This window comes from Pantoea eucrina (assembly GCF_001691555.1).
GTDB classification, from domain to species: domain Bacteria; phylum Pseudomonadota; class Gammaproteobacteria; order Enterobacterales; family Enterobacteriaceae; genus Pantoea; species Pantoea borealis.
The window spans coordinates 1,809,694-1,825,940 of sequence record NZ_MAYN01000008.1 but is presented as its reverse complement, the minus strand read 5'-3'; the positions used below and the strand labels follow the sequence as shown (position 1 = coordinate 1,825,940).

17 protein-coding genes are annotated in these 16,247 nt (G+C 58.6%); 10 read left to right on the top strand and 7 right to left on the bottom strand.

The features are described 5' to 3' along the window. Window positions 1-16: 16 nt before the first annotated feature. The 6 genes from moaB (at window position 17) to BBA90_RS14675 (ending at window position 3,648) form a co-directional block, all read left to right on the top strand. Complete coding sequence (gene moaB, locus BBA90_RS14700; RefSeq protein WP_065649804.1) at window positions 17-538, top strand: molybdenum cofactor biosynthesis protein B; 522 nt, start codon at window positions 17-19, stop codon at window positions 536-538. Continuing rightward, complete coding sequence (gene moaC, locus BBA90_RS14695) at window positions 535-1,020, top strand: cyclic pyranopterin monophosphate synthase MoaC (RefSeq protein WP_065649803.1); 486 nt, start codon at window positions 535-537, stop codon at window positions 1,018-1,020. Before moaB ends, moaC begins: the two co-directional genes overlap by 4 nt. Further along, entirely contained in the window at window positions 1,013-1,258 is a 246-nt protein-coding gene (gene moaD / locus BBA90_RS14690) for a molybdopterin synthase sulfur carrier subunit (RefSeq protein ID WP_065649802.1), read from the top strand. Before moaC ends, moaD begins: the two co-directional genes overlap by 8 nt. 2 nt (window positions 1,259-1,260) lie before the next feature. Then, window positions 1,261-1,716: a molybdopterin synthase catalytic subunit MoaE gene (moaE, locus tag BBA90_RS14685; protein WP_065649801.1), complete on the top strand. Its 456-nt coding sequence runs from the start codon at window positions 1,261-1,263 to the stop codon at window positions 1,714-1,716. A gap of 73 nt (window positions 1,717-1,789) precedes the next feature. Further along, on the top strand, window positions 1,790-2,884 hold the full coding sequence (locus BBA90_RS14680) for a DUF1615 domain-containing protein (RefSeq protein ID WP_065649800.1): 1,095 nt from the start codon (window positions 1,790-1,792) through the stop codon (window positions 2,882-2,884). A 56-nt stretch (window positions 2,885-2,940) separates the two neighbouring features. After that, window positions 2,941-3,648 (top strand): Bax inhibitor-1/YccA family protein, encoded by a 708-nt coding sequence (locus BBA90_RS14675; protein ID WP_039383334.1) that lies wholly within the window; start codon window positions 2,941-2,943, stop codon window positions 3,646-3,648. A gap of 66 nt (window positions 3,649-3,714) precedes the next feature. Here the strand turns inward: BBA90_RS14675 and BBA90_RS14670 are convergent, their stop codons facing one another. The 3 genes from BBA90_RS14670 to BBA90_RS14660 are packed head-to-tail and all read right to left on the bottom strand — an operon-like array spanning window position 3,715 to window position 6,682. Beyond that, window positions 3,715-4,680 (bottom strand): lysylphosphatidylglycerol synthase domain-containing protein, encoded by a 966-nt coding sequence (locus tag BBA90_RS14670; RefSeq protein ID WP_065649799.1) that lies wholly within the window; start codon window positions 4,678-4,680, stop codon window positions 3,715-3,717. Then, window positions 4,680-5,924 (bottom strand): cardiolipin synthase ClsB, encoded by a 1,245-nt coding sequence (clsB, locus tag BBA90_RS14665; protein WP_065649798.1) that lies wholly within the window; start codon window positions 5,922-5,924, stop codon window positions 4,680-4,682. Before clsB ends, BBA90_RS14670 begins: the two co-directional genes overlap by 1 nt. After that, window positions 5,921-6,682 (bottom strand): endonuclease/exonuclease/phosphatase family protein, encoded by a 762-nt coding sequence (locus BBA90_RS14660; protein ID WP_065649797.1) that lies wholly within the window; start codon window positions 6,680-6,682, stop codon window positions 5,921-5,923. Before BBA90_RS14660 ends, clsB begins: the two co-directional genes overlap by 4 nt. A 176-nt stretch (window positions 6,683-6,858) precedes the next feature. Between BBA90_RS14660 and BBA90_RS14655 the strand changes: the two genes are divergently transcribed. The 3 genes from BBA90_RS14655 (at window position 6,859) to dusC (ending at window position 9,840) form a co-directional block, all read left to right on the top strand. Next, a complete protein-coding gene (locus BBA90_RS14655) occupies window positions 6,859-7,251 on the top strand; it encodes a YbhQ family protein (protein WP_039383339.1) in 393 nt (130 codons plus the stop codon). A gap of 254 nt (window positions 7,252-7,505) precedes the next feature. Continuing rightward, window positions 7,506-8,885: an ATP-dependent RNA helicase RhlE gene (gene rhlE, locus BBA90_RS14650; protein WP_065649796.1), complete on the top strand. Its 1,380-nt coding sequence runs from the start codon at window positions 7,506-7,508 to the stop codon at window positions 8,883-8,885. Between the two features lie 4 nt (window positions 8,886-8,889). Further along, complete coding sequence (gene dusC / locus BBA90_RS14645; RefSeq protein ID WP_065649795.1) at window positions 8,890-9,840, top strand: tRNA dihydrouridine(16) synthase DusC; 951 nt, start codon at window positions 8,890-8,892, stop codon at window positions 9,838-9,840. A 67-nt stretch (window positions 9,841-9,907) separates the two neighbouring features. Here dusC and BBA90_RS14640 read toward each other — a convergent pair whose 3' ends face one another. From BBA90_RS14640 to BBA90_RS14630, 3 genes are all read right to left on the bottom strand, one after another. Next, window positions 9,908-11,503 (bottom strand): inorganic phosphate transporter, encoded by a 1,596-nt coding sequence (locus BBA90_RS14640; protein ID WP_065649794.1) that lies wholly within the window; start codon window positions 11,501-11,503, stop codon window positions 9,908-9,910. Between the two features lie 137 nt (window positions 11,504-11,640). Further along, window positions 11,641-12,756, bottom strand: coding sequence for a L,D-transpeptidase family protein (locus tag BBA90_RS14635; protein ID WP_065649793.1), 1,116 nt, complete (start codon window positions 12,754-12,756; stop codon window positions 11,641-11,643). Window positions 12,757-12,953: 197 nt separating this feature from the next. After that, window positions 12,954-14,768 carry a glycoside hydrolase family 15 protein gene (locus BBA90_RS14630; protein WP_065649792.1) on the bottom strand — a complete coding sequence of 605 codons (1,815 nt, stop codon included), beginning with the start codon at window positions 14,766-14,768 and terminating at the stop codon, window positions 12,954-12,956. 117 nt (window positions 14,769-14,885) lie between these two features. Here BBA90_RS14630 and BBA90_RS14625 point away from each other — a divergent pair, with 117 nt between their 5' ends. After that, entirely contained in the window at window positions 14,886-15,665 is a 780-nt protein-coding gene (locus BBA90_RS14625; protein ID WP_075050748.1) for an SDR family oxidoreductase, read from the top strand. Here BBA90_RS14625 and BBA90_RS14620 read toward each other — a convergent pair. Beyond that, on the bottom strand, window positions 15,662-16,237 hold the full coding sequence (locus BBA90_RS14620) for a DedA family protein (protein WP_065650491.1): 576 nt from the start codon (window positions 16,235-16,237) through the stop codon (window positions 15,662-15,664). The genes BBA90_RS14625 and BBA90_RS14620 overlap by 4 nt on opposite strands. Window positions 16,238-16,247 lie beyond the last annotated feature (10 nt).

Here is a 16,247-nt window from a genome sequence, read left to right as displayed (position 1 = left end):
CACAGGAGTTACAGCCATGGCTAAACCAACCGGCGAATTTACCGCCCTGTCTGCCGCGGTGCTGACCATATCCGACAGCCGCGATGCGGCCAGCGACACCTCAGGTGATTATCTGCGCGAGGCGCTTGCTGACGCGGGGCACCAGGTGGTGGACCACGCTATTCTGCCTGACAATCGCTACCGCATCCGCGCCACGGTGTCGCGCTGGATCGCCAGCGACGATATTCAGGTGGTGATTGTGAACGGCGGTACCGGTTTTAACAGTAAAAACAGTACCCCGGAAGCGCTGCTGCCGCTGTTTGATCGTGAAATTGACGGCTTTGGCGAACTGTTCCGCATGTTCTCTTATGAAGATATCGGTAGCGCAACGCTGCAGTCGCGTGCCGTTGCCGGCCTCGCTAATCAGACCCTGATATTTGCTCTGCCTGGGTCTACCAGCGCCTGCCGCTGCGGCTGGGAACGCATCATCGCCGATCAGCTGGATGCGCGCACCCGGCCCTGTAATTTTGTCTCTCACCTGAAGAAAGTCACTGTATGAATCAGTTAACACATATTAACGCCGCTGGCGAAGCGCACATGGTCGATGTCTCCGGTAAAAACGAAACCGTGCGCGAAGCGCAGGCGGAGGCGCTGGTGCTGATGTCACCCGCCACGCTGCAGATGATCATGGAAGGCAGCCATCATAAAGGCGACGTCTTTGCCACTGCCCGCATCGCCGGCATTCAGGCCGCAAAGCGCACCTGGGAGTTGATACCGCTCTGTCATCCGCTGATGCTGAGTAAAGTGGAAGTGACGCTGGAAGCGGAACCGGCACAGAGCCGGGTGCGCGTCACTTCGCGCTGCCGCCTGAGCGGTAAAACCGGTGTGGAAATGGAGGCGCTGACGGCAGCCTCTGTAGCGGCGCTGACCATCTATGACATGTGCAAAGCGGTACAGAAAGATATCGTGATCGATCAGCTGCGCCTGCTGAGCAAAAGCGGCGGTAAATCAGGTGATTTTAAGGCGGCCAGCCATGATTAACGTCCTGTTCTTTGCCCAGGTGCGCGAGCTGACCGGCACCAGTGAGCTGACGCTGACGGAAACCTATCCCGACGTGGCGGCACTGCGTGATGCGCTGGCGCAGCGCGGCGATCGCTGGGCGCTGGCGCTGGAGTCGGGCAGGCTGCTGGCCGCGGTTAATCAGACGCTGGTCCCTATGACCCATCCGCTGCAGGCAGGGGATGAAGTGGCCTTTTTCCCGCCGGTCACCGGAGGTTAATCATGACAACCCGTATTCGCGTCGGACGCGAGCCGTTTGATACAGGAGCCGAGTACCGGCTGCTGGCCGCAGACGATCGGGATGGCGCTATCGTGACCTTCACCGGTAAAGTGCGCAATCACAACCTGGGCGCTGACGTGGCGGCACTGACGCTGGAGCACTATCCGGGCATGACGGAAAAAGCGCTGGCGGAAATTGCTGAAGCCGCCCGGCAGCGCTGGCCATTACAGCAGATCACGGTGATCCATCGCGTGGGCGAGCTTTTTCCCGGCGATGAGATTGTGCTGGTAGGCGTCAGCAGCGCACACCGCGGCAGCGCGTTTGCGGCGGCAGAGTTTATTATGGATTATCTTAAAACCCGCGCGCCGTTCTGGAAGCGCGAAGCCACCCCGGAGGGGGATCGCTGGGTGGATGCACGCGACAGTGACCATCAGGCAGCGGCGCGCTGGGACTCATAACGGACAGGGCGGAGGCTGACAGCCTCACGCCCGCAACGTGCCTGAGGCACGCTTTTTCTTATCAGGGAGCAGGATGAAACCAACCTTCTTACGCCGCGGCGCGCTTCTGCTGACCGCGCTGATCGTGGCCGGCTGCAGCAGTAAAAAAGAGCCGCAGGCGCCGGCGCGCCAGCCCGCGGATGTCAAAGCGCAGATCCAGCAGCTGCTGCCCGGTTACGTGACGCAAAAATCAGCCTGGGCTGATGACATTTATACCGCTTTTCGTGTCCAGCAGCTCGATCCCAGCGCCAGCAATCTGTGCGCGGTGATTGCCGTGGCCGGGCAGGAGTCCAATTTCAGCGCGGATGCTAACGTGCCCGGATTACCCAAAATTGCCTGGGGCGAGATTGACCGGCGGGCCGCAAAGCTGCATGTTCCGGCCTTTCTGGTGCGGACTGCACTGCTGATTAAATCCTCAAACGGTGAGAGCTACGCCGCGCGGCTGGACAAGGTGCGCAGTGAAAAAGAGCTGAGCGCCATATTTGATGATTTTATCGATATGGTGCCGATGGGGCAGACGCTGTTTGGCAAGCTGAATCCGGTACACACCGGCGGACCAATGCAGGTGAGCGTTGCCTTTGCCGAGGCGCATGCACAGGGCTACCCGTATGCTATCGATGGCTCAATCCGGCGCGAGGTGTTTAGCCAGCGCGGAGGGATCTGGTTTGGCACGAAGCATCTGCTGGGCTACCCGGCGGACTATAGTCAGCCACTCTATCGTTTCGCCGACTTTAACGCAGGCTGGTACGCCAGCCGCAACGCGGCGTTTCAGGCCGCGATTGCGCGCGCCAGCGGTATTCGTCTGGCGCTGGATGGCGATCTGATCAATTACGGCAGCGAGCAGGCGGGCTCGACTGAGCTGGCGGTACGTACGCTGGGTAAACGCCTGGATATGAGCGACCGGGAAATTCGCCGCGATCTGGAAAAAGGGGACACGGCGGGCTTCAGCGACACAACGTTATGGAAACAGACCTTTATTCTGGCTGACAAAATGGCGGGCAAGCGGGTGCCGCGCGAAATGCTGCCGGGGATCAAACTGGAGAGCCCGAAAATCACCCGCAATCTGACCACCGCGTGGTTTGCCCAGCGGGTTAATAGCCGATATCAGCAGTGTATGACGCGCCGTTGAAGCGGCATGGTATACACTTCACACTGACCCTGTAATTTTTATTTGAGAGGTGCGTCATGGATCGATATCCACGTAATGATTCGTTTGTGCAGCCAGCGTCAGCCGGGCTGCAGGCTTATATGGCTCAGGTCTATGGCTGGATGACCTGCGGCCTGCTGCTTACCGCGTTTGTCTCCTGGTTTGCCGCGCGTACCCCCGCGGTGATGGAGCTGGTGTTTGCTAACCGCATCACCTTCTTTGGCCTGATCATCGCACAGCTGGCGCTGGTCTTTGTGCTGTCAGGCCTGGTACAGCGCATGAGCGGGGCCGTGGCGACCGCGCTGTTTATGCTCTATTCGGCGCTGACCGGTCTGACCATGGCGAGTATTTTTCTCGTTTACACCTACTCGTCTATCGCCAGCACCTTTTTTGTTACCGCCGGAATGTTTGGGGCGATGAGCTTTTACGGCTACACCACTAAACGCGATCTGAGCCGTATCGGCAGTCTGCTGTTTATGGCGCTGATTGGTATCGTGCTGGCGTCGCTGGTGAACTTCTGGCTGAAGAGCCCGGCGCTGATGTGGGCCATTACCTATATCGGCGTGGTGGTGTTTGTGGGGCTGACCGCTTATGACACGCAGAAGCTGAAAGCGGTGGGCGAAAACATTGATGCCCGCGATAGCGAAAATTTACGCCGCTACTCTATCATGGGCGCGCTGACGCTCTATCTCGACTTCATCAATCTGTTTCTGATGCTGCTGCGGATTTTCGGCAACCGTCGTTAACACGCCGCGTTTAATGTGACCGGGGGCGCAGCGATGCGCCCCCGTTTTTCATCCCGTCAGCTGCAGTTACTGCTCTGCCATTTTCTGCTGATTTTTATGTCGCAGATGCTTCGCCCGGCTCTCCAGCCAGAGATACAGCACCAGCGCCAGCAGCAGCGGCAGAATAAAGTAGAGGACGCGGTAGGCAAGCAGCGCGGCGATAATTTCACCATGTGAAGCGTGCTGTCCGCTCAGCAGGGCCAGAAACACCGCTTCCAGCACGCCGATACCCGCCGGAATATGAATAATCACCCCGGCAATACTGCTGATCAGCAGCACACCCAGCACGATGGGATAATCCACTTCGCGCATCAGCAGCAGCCAGATAATGGTGCCCATCACCATCCAGTTCGCGCAGGAGACGGCAAACTGAAACAGCGCCATACGCAGTGAAGGCAGCTGCAGCCGCTGGCCCTTCACCGTCCACTGCCGCTTTTTCGCAAAGGCGCAGGCCCAGAGGTAGACCGCTGTCAGCAGCAGCAGTGCACCACCGATGATACGCAGCGTGCCTTCACCAATAAACCAGCGCGGCGGAATCGGCACCATGCCGGAGACAAACACCACGCCGCCCAGCAAAATATAGCCAAGCCAGTTAGTGGCAATGCTCAGTGAAAAAATGCGGGTAATGGTGCTGCCTGAAAGGCCCAGGCGTGAATAAAGGCGGTAGCGCATGGCGACGCCGCCCACCCAGGTACTGAGCGTCAGGTTAAAGGCGTAGCAGATAAACGACACCAGCATCACCTGCCGCTTCGATAGCTTATGACCGCAGTAGACGCGGCCAATCAGATCGTACAGGCCATAGGTAATATAACTGACCACCACCAGCCCGGCCGCGCCCAGCACCACATAGCGGTTGTAGCCGGTAATGACCTTATAGACATCCTCCCAGTTGACTTTACGCGCATAAATCACCAGCAAAACGATCACGGCGATAAAAAAGAGCCACGTCAGGATCTTTTTCGCCAGCCGCCACTTCGGGTTCTTTTTGCTCATCAGGATTTTGCTCCTTCGTTATTGGCTTCCACCCGATCCTGCGTCTCCATCTCTGGCTGGACCGGAGGAGAGACCTGGGACAGCTGAGGCGTATGTGCAGGCAGCCAGCCCGCAATGGCCGGGAAGTGGCGCAGAAAGTGGAAGACAATGACGCCTTTGGTTAACTGCCACCAGTTACGCGGCGGCAGTTTGTCATCCTGAACGCGCACGCAGTCATGCTGGATCAGGCCTTCCAGATTATCGCGCAGCGTCTGGTTAAATGTGCGGTCGTAAATTATCAGGTTGGCTTCAAGATTCAGCGACAGGCTGAGCGGATCGAGGTTACTGGAGCCCACCGTGGTCCAGTGCTGATCCTGCACCGCGACCTTGCCATGCAGCGGACGGCGGCAATACTCATACACCTCCACACCGCCATCCACCAGATAGTTATAGAGCAGCTCGGCCCCTACTTTTACGATCGGCATATCGGGCTCACCCTGTACTATCAGCCGCACGCGCACCCCGCGCCGGGCAGCGTTACGCATCTCGCGCAGCAGACGATAACCAGGGAAAAAATAGGCGTTGGCGATGATCACATCGCGTTTGGCTTTACGCAGCATATCCAGATAGTGCTGCTCAATGTCGTCACGATGTTCATTATTATCACGATAAACAAACAGCACCTGCGCGCTGCCGGGCTGGGCATTAACGGCCACGTGCTTTGACGGTTTCCCCCACCAGCGGCGGGTGATCTGATCGCTGCCCATCGCCATCTGGACAAAGCGGGCGATATCGATCACCACCGGTCCTTTTACTTCAACGGCATAATCCTGCTTCGCTTCCGGACCGTAATCGGTGTTGTGCTCTGCCGAGAAATTAATGCCGCCAACAAAGGCAATTTGCTCATCGATCACCACGATCTTACGGTGCAGACGGCGAAAGAGATTGGTACGCATCCCCAGCACCAGCGGGCGCGGATCGTAGTAGATAAACCGAACGCCCGCCTCCGTCAGCGTATTAACAAAATCATCGGAGAGATCGGGAGAGCCGTAGCCATCTACCATGACTTCGACTTTTACGCCGCGCTGCGCCGCCGCCAGCAGGTCACGGTGCAGCGCCTTGCCGACGTTATCTTCAAAAAGAATGAAGGTTTCAAGCAGCAGCGTGCGCTCGGCGCGCTGGATGGCACCCGATACGCGCGGAAAAAACGCTTCGCCGTTCTCCAGCAGGCGCAGCTGGTTGCCGTCACGCCAGTTGAAATTCATAGGAATATCTCCACCGCCAGCGGCGCATGATCGGACAGATGAGACCAGGGTTTGACCGGCAGCGCCCAGGGCTGGCTGACGGATGCATTACGAATATAGATACGATCGAGGCGCAATAGCGGAAAGCGTGCAGGGAAGGTGCGTGCCGGACGGCCATTTTTCAGGCTGAACACCTCTTTCAGCCCGGCACCGCGCTGCAGGAAACGGTTAGCGCGCACCTGCCAGTCGTTGAAATCACCGGCTACCACCAGCGGGGCATCTGCCGGGAGCGCGTTGATCACGTCACACATCATTTTCATCTGCATCAGCCGGTGCTTCTCTTTCAGGCCGAGATGGACACAAATCACATGCAGCGGCTGCGCCCGGTCAGGCAGCGTAATCTGACAGTGCAACATGCCGCGCTTTTCGCTGCCAGCAACAGATATGTCGCGATTTTGATATTCAGCAATAGGAAAGCGTGACAATATCGCGTTGCCGTGATGGCCTTCAGGATAAACCGCGTTGCGGCCATAGGCGAAGTCGCGCCACATCGTGTCAGCCAGATACTCATAATGTGAGTTTTCAGGCCACGCTTCTATCTGTGCGGCATGAATAGCGTGGGTGCCCATCACCTCCTGTAAAAAGACGATATCCGCTGATGTGGCGCGTACGGCGTCGCGTAATTCGGGCAGGATAAAGCGACGATTAAACGTGGTAAAACCTTTATGGGTATTGATCGTCAGGACTTTAAATGAAAATCCTTGCGTGTTTTGTGGCATACTGCGACGCGCTCCTTTTCATCATGAATAGAACAAAGTGTAGTCTTTGTCACAAACGGGTGGTGCCAGGGCGAGAAAATTAAGGTGTTATCTGAAATTTGTTTTACATTGAGGAAATCCGTCTGGCTCCGGTCAGATACACTTGGGCGACCTGTTGGGTCTGCCAGGAGAAAAGTATGAAATGGTCTAATCGTGTTCAGATTGTTACCGGTCAAACCTGTCTGCACATCGCCACGCATCTGCTGGTGATTGCCGCACTGGTCTGGGGCTGGAAACACAAGGCACTGGTTGAAGTGAGCAGTACCCTGGTGGCAGCTTATGCAGTGGTGTTTATCTCCATGCTGGCCCTGCAGCGTAGTGCCCGTTTACGCCGTATGGGTGACACTCTGGAAGAGGTCACCACAACTTACTATTTTGGCGCAGCGATGCTGACGCTGTTCCTGATCTCACGCTTTTTCCATAACAACCTGCTGATTGGTTGCCTGGGCGTCGTGATGCTGGTGGGCCCGGCGCTGGTTTCTTTGCTGGCCAGAGAACCCGCCCCCCGCGTGGAGAAAAAGCGTAGCTGACCGCTGCGCATCCCGCCAGTCAGGGAGCCTTAAAGGCTCCCTTTTTATTGCCTGCTGTACCCCACGTCACGCAGCAGCAACCGGCGACGTGCCTGTTTTGCAGGTCGCAGTGCGCAGTGAAAGCTGGTACACTCGCCTCCTTACGCATGGTAGTTTGTGCCCTTTTCACACGCAGGCCCCCGGGGCTGCGTCATATCCCCCCTGAAAACTACATCGCGCAGCGCGATCAGGGCGGTTCGGAGTAATACACCTGCATGTCCTTTGACTCTCTCGGCTTAAATGCCGATATTTTGCGTGCGGTAGCAGAACAGGGCTATCGCGAACCGACGCCAATTCAGCGTCAGGCAATTCCCGTGGTGCTGGCTGGCCGTGACCTGCTGGCGAGCGCCCAGACCGGTACCGGTAAAACCGCCGGTTTTACGCTGCCTCTGCTGCAGCGTCTCTCTGAAAATCCTGCCGCGGCACGCGGCCGCCGCCCGGTGCGCGCGCTGATCCTGACGCCAACGCGTGAGCTGGCCGCACAGGTCGGTGAGAACGTGCGCGAATACAGCCAGTACCTGAACATGCGTTCACTGGTCGTGTTTGGTGGCGTCAGCATTAATCCGCAGATGATGAAACTGCGCGGCGGCGTTGACGTGCTGGTGGCAACGCCAGGTCGTCTGCTGGATCTGGCGCATCAGAATGCGGTTGATCTCTCGCAGGTCGAAATCCTGGTGCTGGATGAAGCCGATCGCATGCTCGATATGGGCTTTATTCATGACATCCGTCGCGTCCTGGCGAAGCTGCCGGCGAAGCGTCAGAACCTGCTGTTCTCAGCAACGTTCTCCGACGAAATCAAGACGCTGGCAGAAAAACTGCTGACGAACCCGGAGCAGGTAGAAGTGGCCCGCCGCAACACCGCGTCAGAGCAGGTGTCGCAGCAGGTGCACTTTGTTGATAAGAAGCGTAAGCGGGAACTTCTGTCGCTGATGATTGGCCGTGACAACTGGCAGCAGGTACTGGTGTTTACCCGTACCAAGCACGGTGCCAACCACCTGGCTGAGCAGCTGAACAAAGATGGCATCACCGCAGCGGCTATCCACGGTAACAAGAGTCAGGGCGCCCGTACCCGCGCGCTGGCTGATTTTAAATCGGGCAGCATTCGTGTTCTGGTCGCGACTGATATCGCCGCACGCGGTCTCGATATTGAAGAGCTGCCGCACGTGGTGAACTATGAGCTGCCAAACGTGGCGGAAGATTACGTGCACCGTATCGGCCGTACCGGACGCGCCGCGGCAACCGGTGCCGCGCTGTCGCTGGTCTGTGTTGATGAACACAAGCTGCTGCGTGATATCGAGCGGCTGCTGAAGCGTGAGATCCCGCGCATTGCGCTGCCGGGCTTTGAGCCCGATCCGAGCATTAAAGCGGAGCCGATCCAGAATGGTCGTCAGCAGCAGCCGCGCGGTCGTGGTCAGGGGCAGGGCGGCAACGCCGGTCGCGCCGGCGGCGGTCAGCGTCAGGGTAATGGCGCTGCGCGCCCGCAGAGTGAGTCGCGTGCGCCGCGTCGTCAGGGCGGCAACGGCCCGGCGGCAGGTAACGCAGGCAAACCGGCACGTTCACGTCGTCCGGCTGCCAAAGGCAACGGGAACGCATAACGCAATGCGGGTGTTACTGGCTCCGATGGAGGGCGTACTGGATTCACTGGTGCGTGAACTGCTCTCCGGCGTCAATGATTACGATCTCTGTGTGACCGAGTTTCTGCGCGTGGTCGATCAGCTGCTGCCGGTAAAGTCGTTCTATCGCCTCTGTCCGGAGCTGCACCATCAGAGCCGCACGCCATCCGGTACGCGGGTGCGGCTGCAGCTGCTGGGACAGCACCCGGCCTGGCTGGCAGAAAATGCCGCCCGCGCAGCCGAACTCGGCTCATGGGGGGTCGATCTTAACTGCGGCTGTCCGTCAAAGCTGGTTAACGGCAGCGGCGGCGGCGCTACGCTGCTGAAAGATCCGGAGCTTATCTATCGCGCCGCGCAGGCGATGCGTGCTGCCGTGCCGGATCACCTGCCGGTCACGGTTAAAGTGCGGCTCGGCTGGGATGCCAGCGATCGCCGCTTTGAAATTGCCGATGCGGTACAGCAGGCGGGTGCCAGCGAGCTGGTGGTGCATGGGCGCACCAAAGAGGATGGCTATCGGGCTGAATGCATTAACTGGCAGGCGATTGGCGAAATTCGTCAGCGGCTGTCGATCCCGGTCATCGCCAACGGTGAGATCTGGAGCTGGGAAGATGCACAGGCCTGTATGCGCATCACCGGCTGCGATGCGGTGATGCTTGGCCGCGGTGCGCTGAATGTGCCTAACCTCGGACGCGTGGTGAAGCATAACGAGGCGCCGATGGGCTGGCCGGATGTGGTGGCGCTGCTGCTGAAGTATACCCGGCTGGAGAAGCAGGGAGACACCGGCAATTATCATGTTGCGCGCATCAAACAGTGGCTGGGCTATCTGCGTAAAGCCTACCCTGAAGCGGCCGATCTCTTCAGTGAGGTACGGACGCTGCGGGTGTCTGCCGATATTGCCGCAGCGATTGAGCGCTATGCGGAGCGTCTGGAACGCTAAGCGTTATGCGCTTCCCCGCTATAAAAAGCCAGCCTCCGTGCTGGCTTTTTTTTTGCCTTACCGTCGCTCATATCTGTGCGAAAAGCGCATAGAGCACGCCCGCCAGCAGCACAGAGACCGGCAGCGTCAGGATCCAGGCCATCGCCAGATTACGCAGCGTGGCAAGCTGCAGGCCGGAACGGTTTGCGGCCATGGTTCCCGCCACGCCGGATGAGAGTACATGCGTGGTTGAGACCGGCAGGCCAAACGCGTCCGCCGCGCCGATTGTCGCCATCGCCACCAGTTCGGCGCTGGCCCCCTGCGCATAGCTGAGATGCGATTTGCCGATGCGTTCGCCCACCGTAATGACGATACGTCGCCAGCCCACCAGCGTGCCGAGGCCCAGCGCCAGCGCCACCGCGACCTTCACCCAGAGCGGAATAAAACGCGTGGCGCTATCCAGCTCGCGCTTAGCGGCGCTGAGATTGCGTGCGGTCTCTTCGGGCAGCGTCACCCGGCTGCTCTGCAGGTGCCGGATACTTTCTGACGCCAGGTACATGTCATTACGGGTGTTGGTCACCGCCTGTGCCGGAATATTATTCACTGAACCGTAGCGCCTGATCTGTTCGTTGATATCACCCAGCAGCAGGCCCAGCGCCGGCAACACCTGAGGACGGTACTGACGGCTGCGGACAAATTCCGTCAGCACCGTGCGCGGAGCCGGCATGGCATCCGGTGCCGGCTGCAGCGTCAGCAGCTGCTGCTCCGTGATCTGCGTCAGTGCCGCGACGCGCGGGATCTGCTCCGGCGGCAATGACCGGTTCAGGGCGTAAGCAATCGGCATCGTGCCCACCAGAATCAGCATGATCAGTCCCATGCCTTTCTGGCCATCATTGGAGCCGTGCGCGAAAGAGACGCCGGTGCAGGTCAGGATCAGCAGCCCGCGGATCCAGACCGGCGGTGGCCGGGCGCTGTCGGGCGCCTGATAGAGCTGGCGATGACGCACCAGCGCTTTCAGCACCAGCAGCAGCAGAGCCGCGCAGACAAATCCCACGATCGGCGAGAGCAGCAGGGCGTAGCCCACTTTCAGCGCCTGATCCCAGTCAACGCCGCTGGTGCCGCTGCGGCCATGCAGCAGCGCATTCGCCACCCCGACGCCGATGATAGAGCCAATCAGCGTATGGGAAGAGGAGCTGGGCAGACCAAAATACCAGGTTCCCAGGTTCCAGATAATGGCAGAGAAGAGCAGCGCATAGACCATGGCAAAGCCGTGTCCGCTGCCCGCCTGCAGAATAAGCTCGACCGGCAGCAGCGAAATAATGCCAAAGGCCACCACGCCGCTGGAGAGCAGCACGCCGAGAAAATTACAGATACCGGACCAGACCACCGCCACGCCGGGCGTCAGAGAATGGGTATAGATCACCGTCGCCACGGCGTTGGCGGTGTCGTGGAAACCGTTGACAAATTCAAAGCCCAGCGCAATCAGCAACGCCAGCGCCAGCAGAAAAAAGGGCGTATAGGTGGTGACCACCGCGCCGGTTTCTGCCACATCGTTAAACAGGTTAACAGCGGTAAAAATCAGCCCTGCAGCCAGCAGCAGCAGAAACAGCAGGCGGGAGAGCGGACCGCTGCCGCGCTGCAGGTCGGGACGTCCGCGCGCCGCCGGTAAACTGGTTTCAGCCATGACACACCCCATCGATGACCGGATGCACCCACCGCATCCGCTACTGGCAGTGTGATACGCCTGCAGTGTGACAGAATGATGATGGCAATAAAAAAGCCAGCCCGGAGGCTGGCTTTTCTGACAGCATCAGAATGTCATCAGAGGCTGTTGCTGGTCGCGGGCTGCGCCTGATCGACCGGTGCCGGCTGCTGTTCTGCCTGCGGTTGTGCAGCAGGCTGATCGGCTGGCGGTGCGACGGCCGTTGCGCCCTGTGGCGTCATCGGTTCCTCTTTTGGCATTGCATCAGCCGATTCCTGAACGGCAATTGCTGCCGGCTGCGCATCATCGGCCTGACCGTTGATTTTGGTCGGCATACCGCTGCGTGCCTGGATGGCGTTGTTGACCGCATCCTGACGCGTGCTGGCATCAGCAACCACTTTTGTCACGGCTGACGTCAGATTGATCGGTACCAGCTCACGCGAGTTGAACTGCTCTTCCGTGGTGGAGAGCGGGTTATGCACCTCAATCCAGCGTGAACCATCCGGCTCAACGGTCGCTTTAACCGGCTGATCGATAAACTGCACGCGGGTGCCGACCGGCACGTTGTCAAACAGCCATTTGATATCGTCGGCACGCAGGCGGACGCAACCGTGGCTGACGCGCAGGCCGATACCGAAGTTGGCGTTAGTCCCGTGAATCGCATACAGGCGGCCGATATAGAGCGCGTGCAGACCCATCGGGTTATCCGGGCCGGCCGGGAAGACGGCCGGAATGCTCTCGCCGCGTGCTGCATATTCAGCGTGCATCGCTTTGGTTGGCGTCCAGGTCGGGCCCGCTTTTTTACGCTCTACTTTGGTGGTCCAGTTAACCGGGGTATCTTTCCCCAGCTCACCGATACCGATAGGCAGCACGACAACGGTCTTAGTGCCTTTCGGGTAGTAGTAGAGACGCATCTCGGCGCTGTTGATCACGATGCCTTCACGCGGCGCGTCAGGCAGGATCAGCTGCTGTGGGATCACCATTTTGCTGCCCGCTTTAGGCAGGTAAACGTCAACGCCGGGGTTCGCTTCCAGCATGTTGCTGAGGCCCATCTGATACTGAGCAGCAAAAGCTTCCAGCGGAAGTTTACTCTCTTCCGGCACGGTGATTTCAATGTTTTCGCCAATCAGGCGGCTATTCGCTGCAGGGAGCGGATAGACGACAGCAAAGGCTGACTGGCTGAAAGCGGCCAGGGCAAGAGCTAGTGAAGCGAACGCGCGAATGCTTTTTTTCATGTTTTTACAAGTCGTTATGGCCGTGTTTCAGGCTTGTCAGAGTATCGAATCCATCGTGGTCAGTGTGACCCGCTGCGCATTATATGTGCATTGCCGCGGCGATGGGAATGATGATTTTTACTGCCTGAAGATACTTTACGCAAAAAGTCCTTCTTCACAGATAAATCTGTTGGCGCAATGCCCCAAATTGTGAATAGTCAGGGCTGCCAGAGCGTGACTTCACCGCTGAGTTTACGGTTAAGAAAAAAGGCGGCACTGATCAGCGCCAGGTGGCTGAGCGCCTGCGGAACGTTACCCAGGGCATAGCCGCGTTCAGTAAACTCTTCGGCATACAGACCCAGCGGGTTGGCATAGCTCAGCAGCTTCTCAAACTCAAAATGCGCCTCCTGCACCCGGCCGGCACGCGCCAGGCACTCCACATACCAGAAAGAGCAGGCGACAAAAGCGCCTTCACCGCCTGCCAGTCCGTCAGCCGGGGTTTCGCTGATATTATAGCGCCGTACCAGGCCATCACTCACCAGGTTAGCCTTAATCGCATCCAGCGTGGCCAGCCAGTCAGGATCGGTAGAGCTGACAAAGCGTACCAGCGGCATCAGCAGCATGGACGCATCCAGAGCGGTGCCGCCGCGCGTCGCGGTAAAATGGCCCAGTTCGGCATTCCAGAAGTTCTGCCAGATATCATCGCGGATCTCACTGCGCACCCGATCCCAGCGATCGTAAGGCATCGGCAGTGAACGTTTCATGCCCAGACGCAGCGCGCGATCCAGCGCTACCCAGCACATCAGGCGCGAATGAAGAAAATGCTCCGGCTGACCGCGCATCTCCCAGATGCCGGCGTCAGGCTGGTTCCAGTTGTCACAGACGTAATCAATCATGCTGGAGACATGCAGCCAGCCACGATGGGAGATGGCGTCGCCATATTTGTTGGCCAGATAGATAGCGTCCATCAGTTCGCCATAAATATCGAGCTGCGTCTGTCGCCACGCGTCGTTACCAATACGCACCGGCTGTGAATCAGCGTAACCAGAAAGATTCAGCAGTTCGCTTTCATGCAGTTCAGTGCCGCTGTCCAGACGATACATCACCTGCAGATGCGGCGTGTCATCATGGCTGTGTTCAACACAGCGGCCGACCCAGCGGGTAAAATCGTGCGCTTCTTCCACGTAGCCGAGACGCATCAGTGCATACATGCTGAACGAGGCGTCGCGGATCCAGGAGGCGCGGTAGTCCCAGTTGCGTTCACCGCCCAGCTCCTCCGGCAGACCAAAGGTGGCGGCGGCAGCGATGGAGCCATGCTCGTGCGACGTAAGCAGCTTCAGCGTCAGCGCTGAGCGCGTCACCATTTCACGCCAGCGCCCCTGATAGGAGCTGTGATTACTCCAGCGCAGCCAGTAATCAAGCGTGTCCTGAAAGCAGCGCGCCGTTGAGATCGTTTCAACGTGCGGGTCATCATCGTTGCCAAAAACAAACTCCGCGTGTTCGCCACTCTGCAGCGTGAATTCCGCTACCGCCGCCTGATTTTCGCAGCGCAGCGGCAGCGTGGCGCTCAGGCGTAGCGCAGGTTGTCCCTCCGCCAGAAAGGCCACGCCGCCCTCACGCATTTCCGCACGCGTTTCTGCCCGGGCGTAATCGTGACGCGGTGCGCAGACCAGCTGAAAAGTGGCGGTACCGCGCACCACTTTTACGCGGCGTACCAGGCGCGGGACTTTGCTGCTCTCATCGCAGATCGGCATATAGTCGGTGATTTCCGCGACCCCCTCATCAGCCAGCCAGCGGGTCTGCAGAATATTGGTATCAGGGAGGTAAAGCTGCTGGCGACGCGCCTGTGGCCAGTCAGGGGCAAGGGTAAAACGGCCCGCTTCTTCACTGTCGAGCAGCGCTGCAAAGACAGAAGGGCTGTCCAGTTCTGGCCAGCAGAGATAGTCGATAGTGCCATCGTTAGCGATCAGGGCGCAGGTGCGCAAATCGCCGATTACACCGTGGTCATCAATTCTGCGTTTAATTTTGCTCATCCCGCCTCCGATAGCTTATCTGACTGTTAACTATAGACGAAACGGTTTGCAGGGCAGCGTCGTGGCACGGATGGATAACTTCTATACTAAAAAATCCCTGACAGTAAGGAGCGCGTGATGATGACAGGCAAACAGAGAGTCGCGGTAGTAACCGGATCGGATTCAGGCATTGGCCGCAGCTGTGCCGTGATGCTGGCAGAAGCGGGGTATACCCTGGGCATTACCTGGCACACCGATGAGGAGGGCGCGCAGGAGACTGCGCGTCTGGTGGAGAGCAAGGGACAGCAGGCGCAGGTGCGTCAGCTTGATCTCTCCGATCCGCAGGCGGGCGGCAAACAGCTGGCACAGCTGATTAACTCGCTGGGGCGCATTGATGTGCTGGTCAACAATGCCGGGGTGGTATCGCAGGCAGATTTTCTCGACATGGATTTTAGTGAGTGGCGTAAGGTATTTGATGTTGACGTCGACGGCGCGTTTGTCTGTGGACAGATCGCTGCCCATCATATGGTTGACCAGGGCGACGGCGGGCGAATCATCAATATCACCTCCGTGCATGAGCATACGCCGCTGCCCGGCGCGGTGGCGTATACCGCCGCGAAACATGCGCTGGGCGGGCTGACTAAATCGATGGCGCTGAGTCTGCTGCCGCACCATATCCTGGTTAATGCCGTGGCACCCGGTGCGATAGCCACGCCGATGAACGATATGGAAAACAGCGATGCGCGTCGTCGCCATATGCCGGAGATCCCGATAGGCCGGCCTGGCGACACGCGTGAAATTGCCAGTCTGGTGGCATGGCTCTGCTCTGAATGGGCCACCTATACTACCGGCCAGTCGTTTGTGGTAGACGGCGGATTCACCCTGGCAAATCCGCAGTTCAAAGGCTACCACAGCTAACCGGCGCGGCGGTGGTTCCAGCGGCGGATCAGGTAGCGTAATACGATACCGGTGACGATAGCCGCCGCCAGCCAGACCAGATGTTTGAGGTGCTGATCAAGCTTATGCAGCCAGGGCGCAATGATTTCGCCGGCAAAATAGCCCAGCGTGACAAATATCAGCGCCCAGAGCGCAGCACCGATCACATTGAGAACAAAAAAACGCAGCGGCTTCAGGCGGCTGGTGCCGATGATAATCGGCCCAATCAGGCGAAAGCCATACATAAAGCGTACGCCGATAACAAACAGGCTGGGATGCTTCTGGATCAGGCGCTTAGCTTTGCCAATCGTCGCCTGATGTTTACTGAAGCGGCGCAAAATGCGTGTACCGTAGCGGCGGCCGAGCCAGAACAGCAGCTGATCGCCAATGATCCCGCCTGCCATCGCCGCCAGCACCACGCCGCCGTAGTGCAGCAGCCCCTCATGGGCTGCCACGCCGCCCAGCAGCGTAAAGGTTTCCCCTTCGGCAATACAGCCAATCATCAGGGCCAGATAGCCATACTGGGTGATTAATCCATTGATATCGAGATGCAATTTTTTCTCC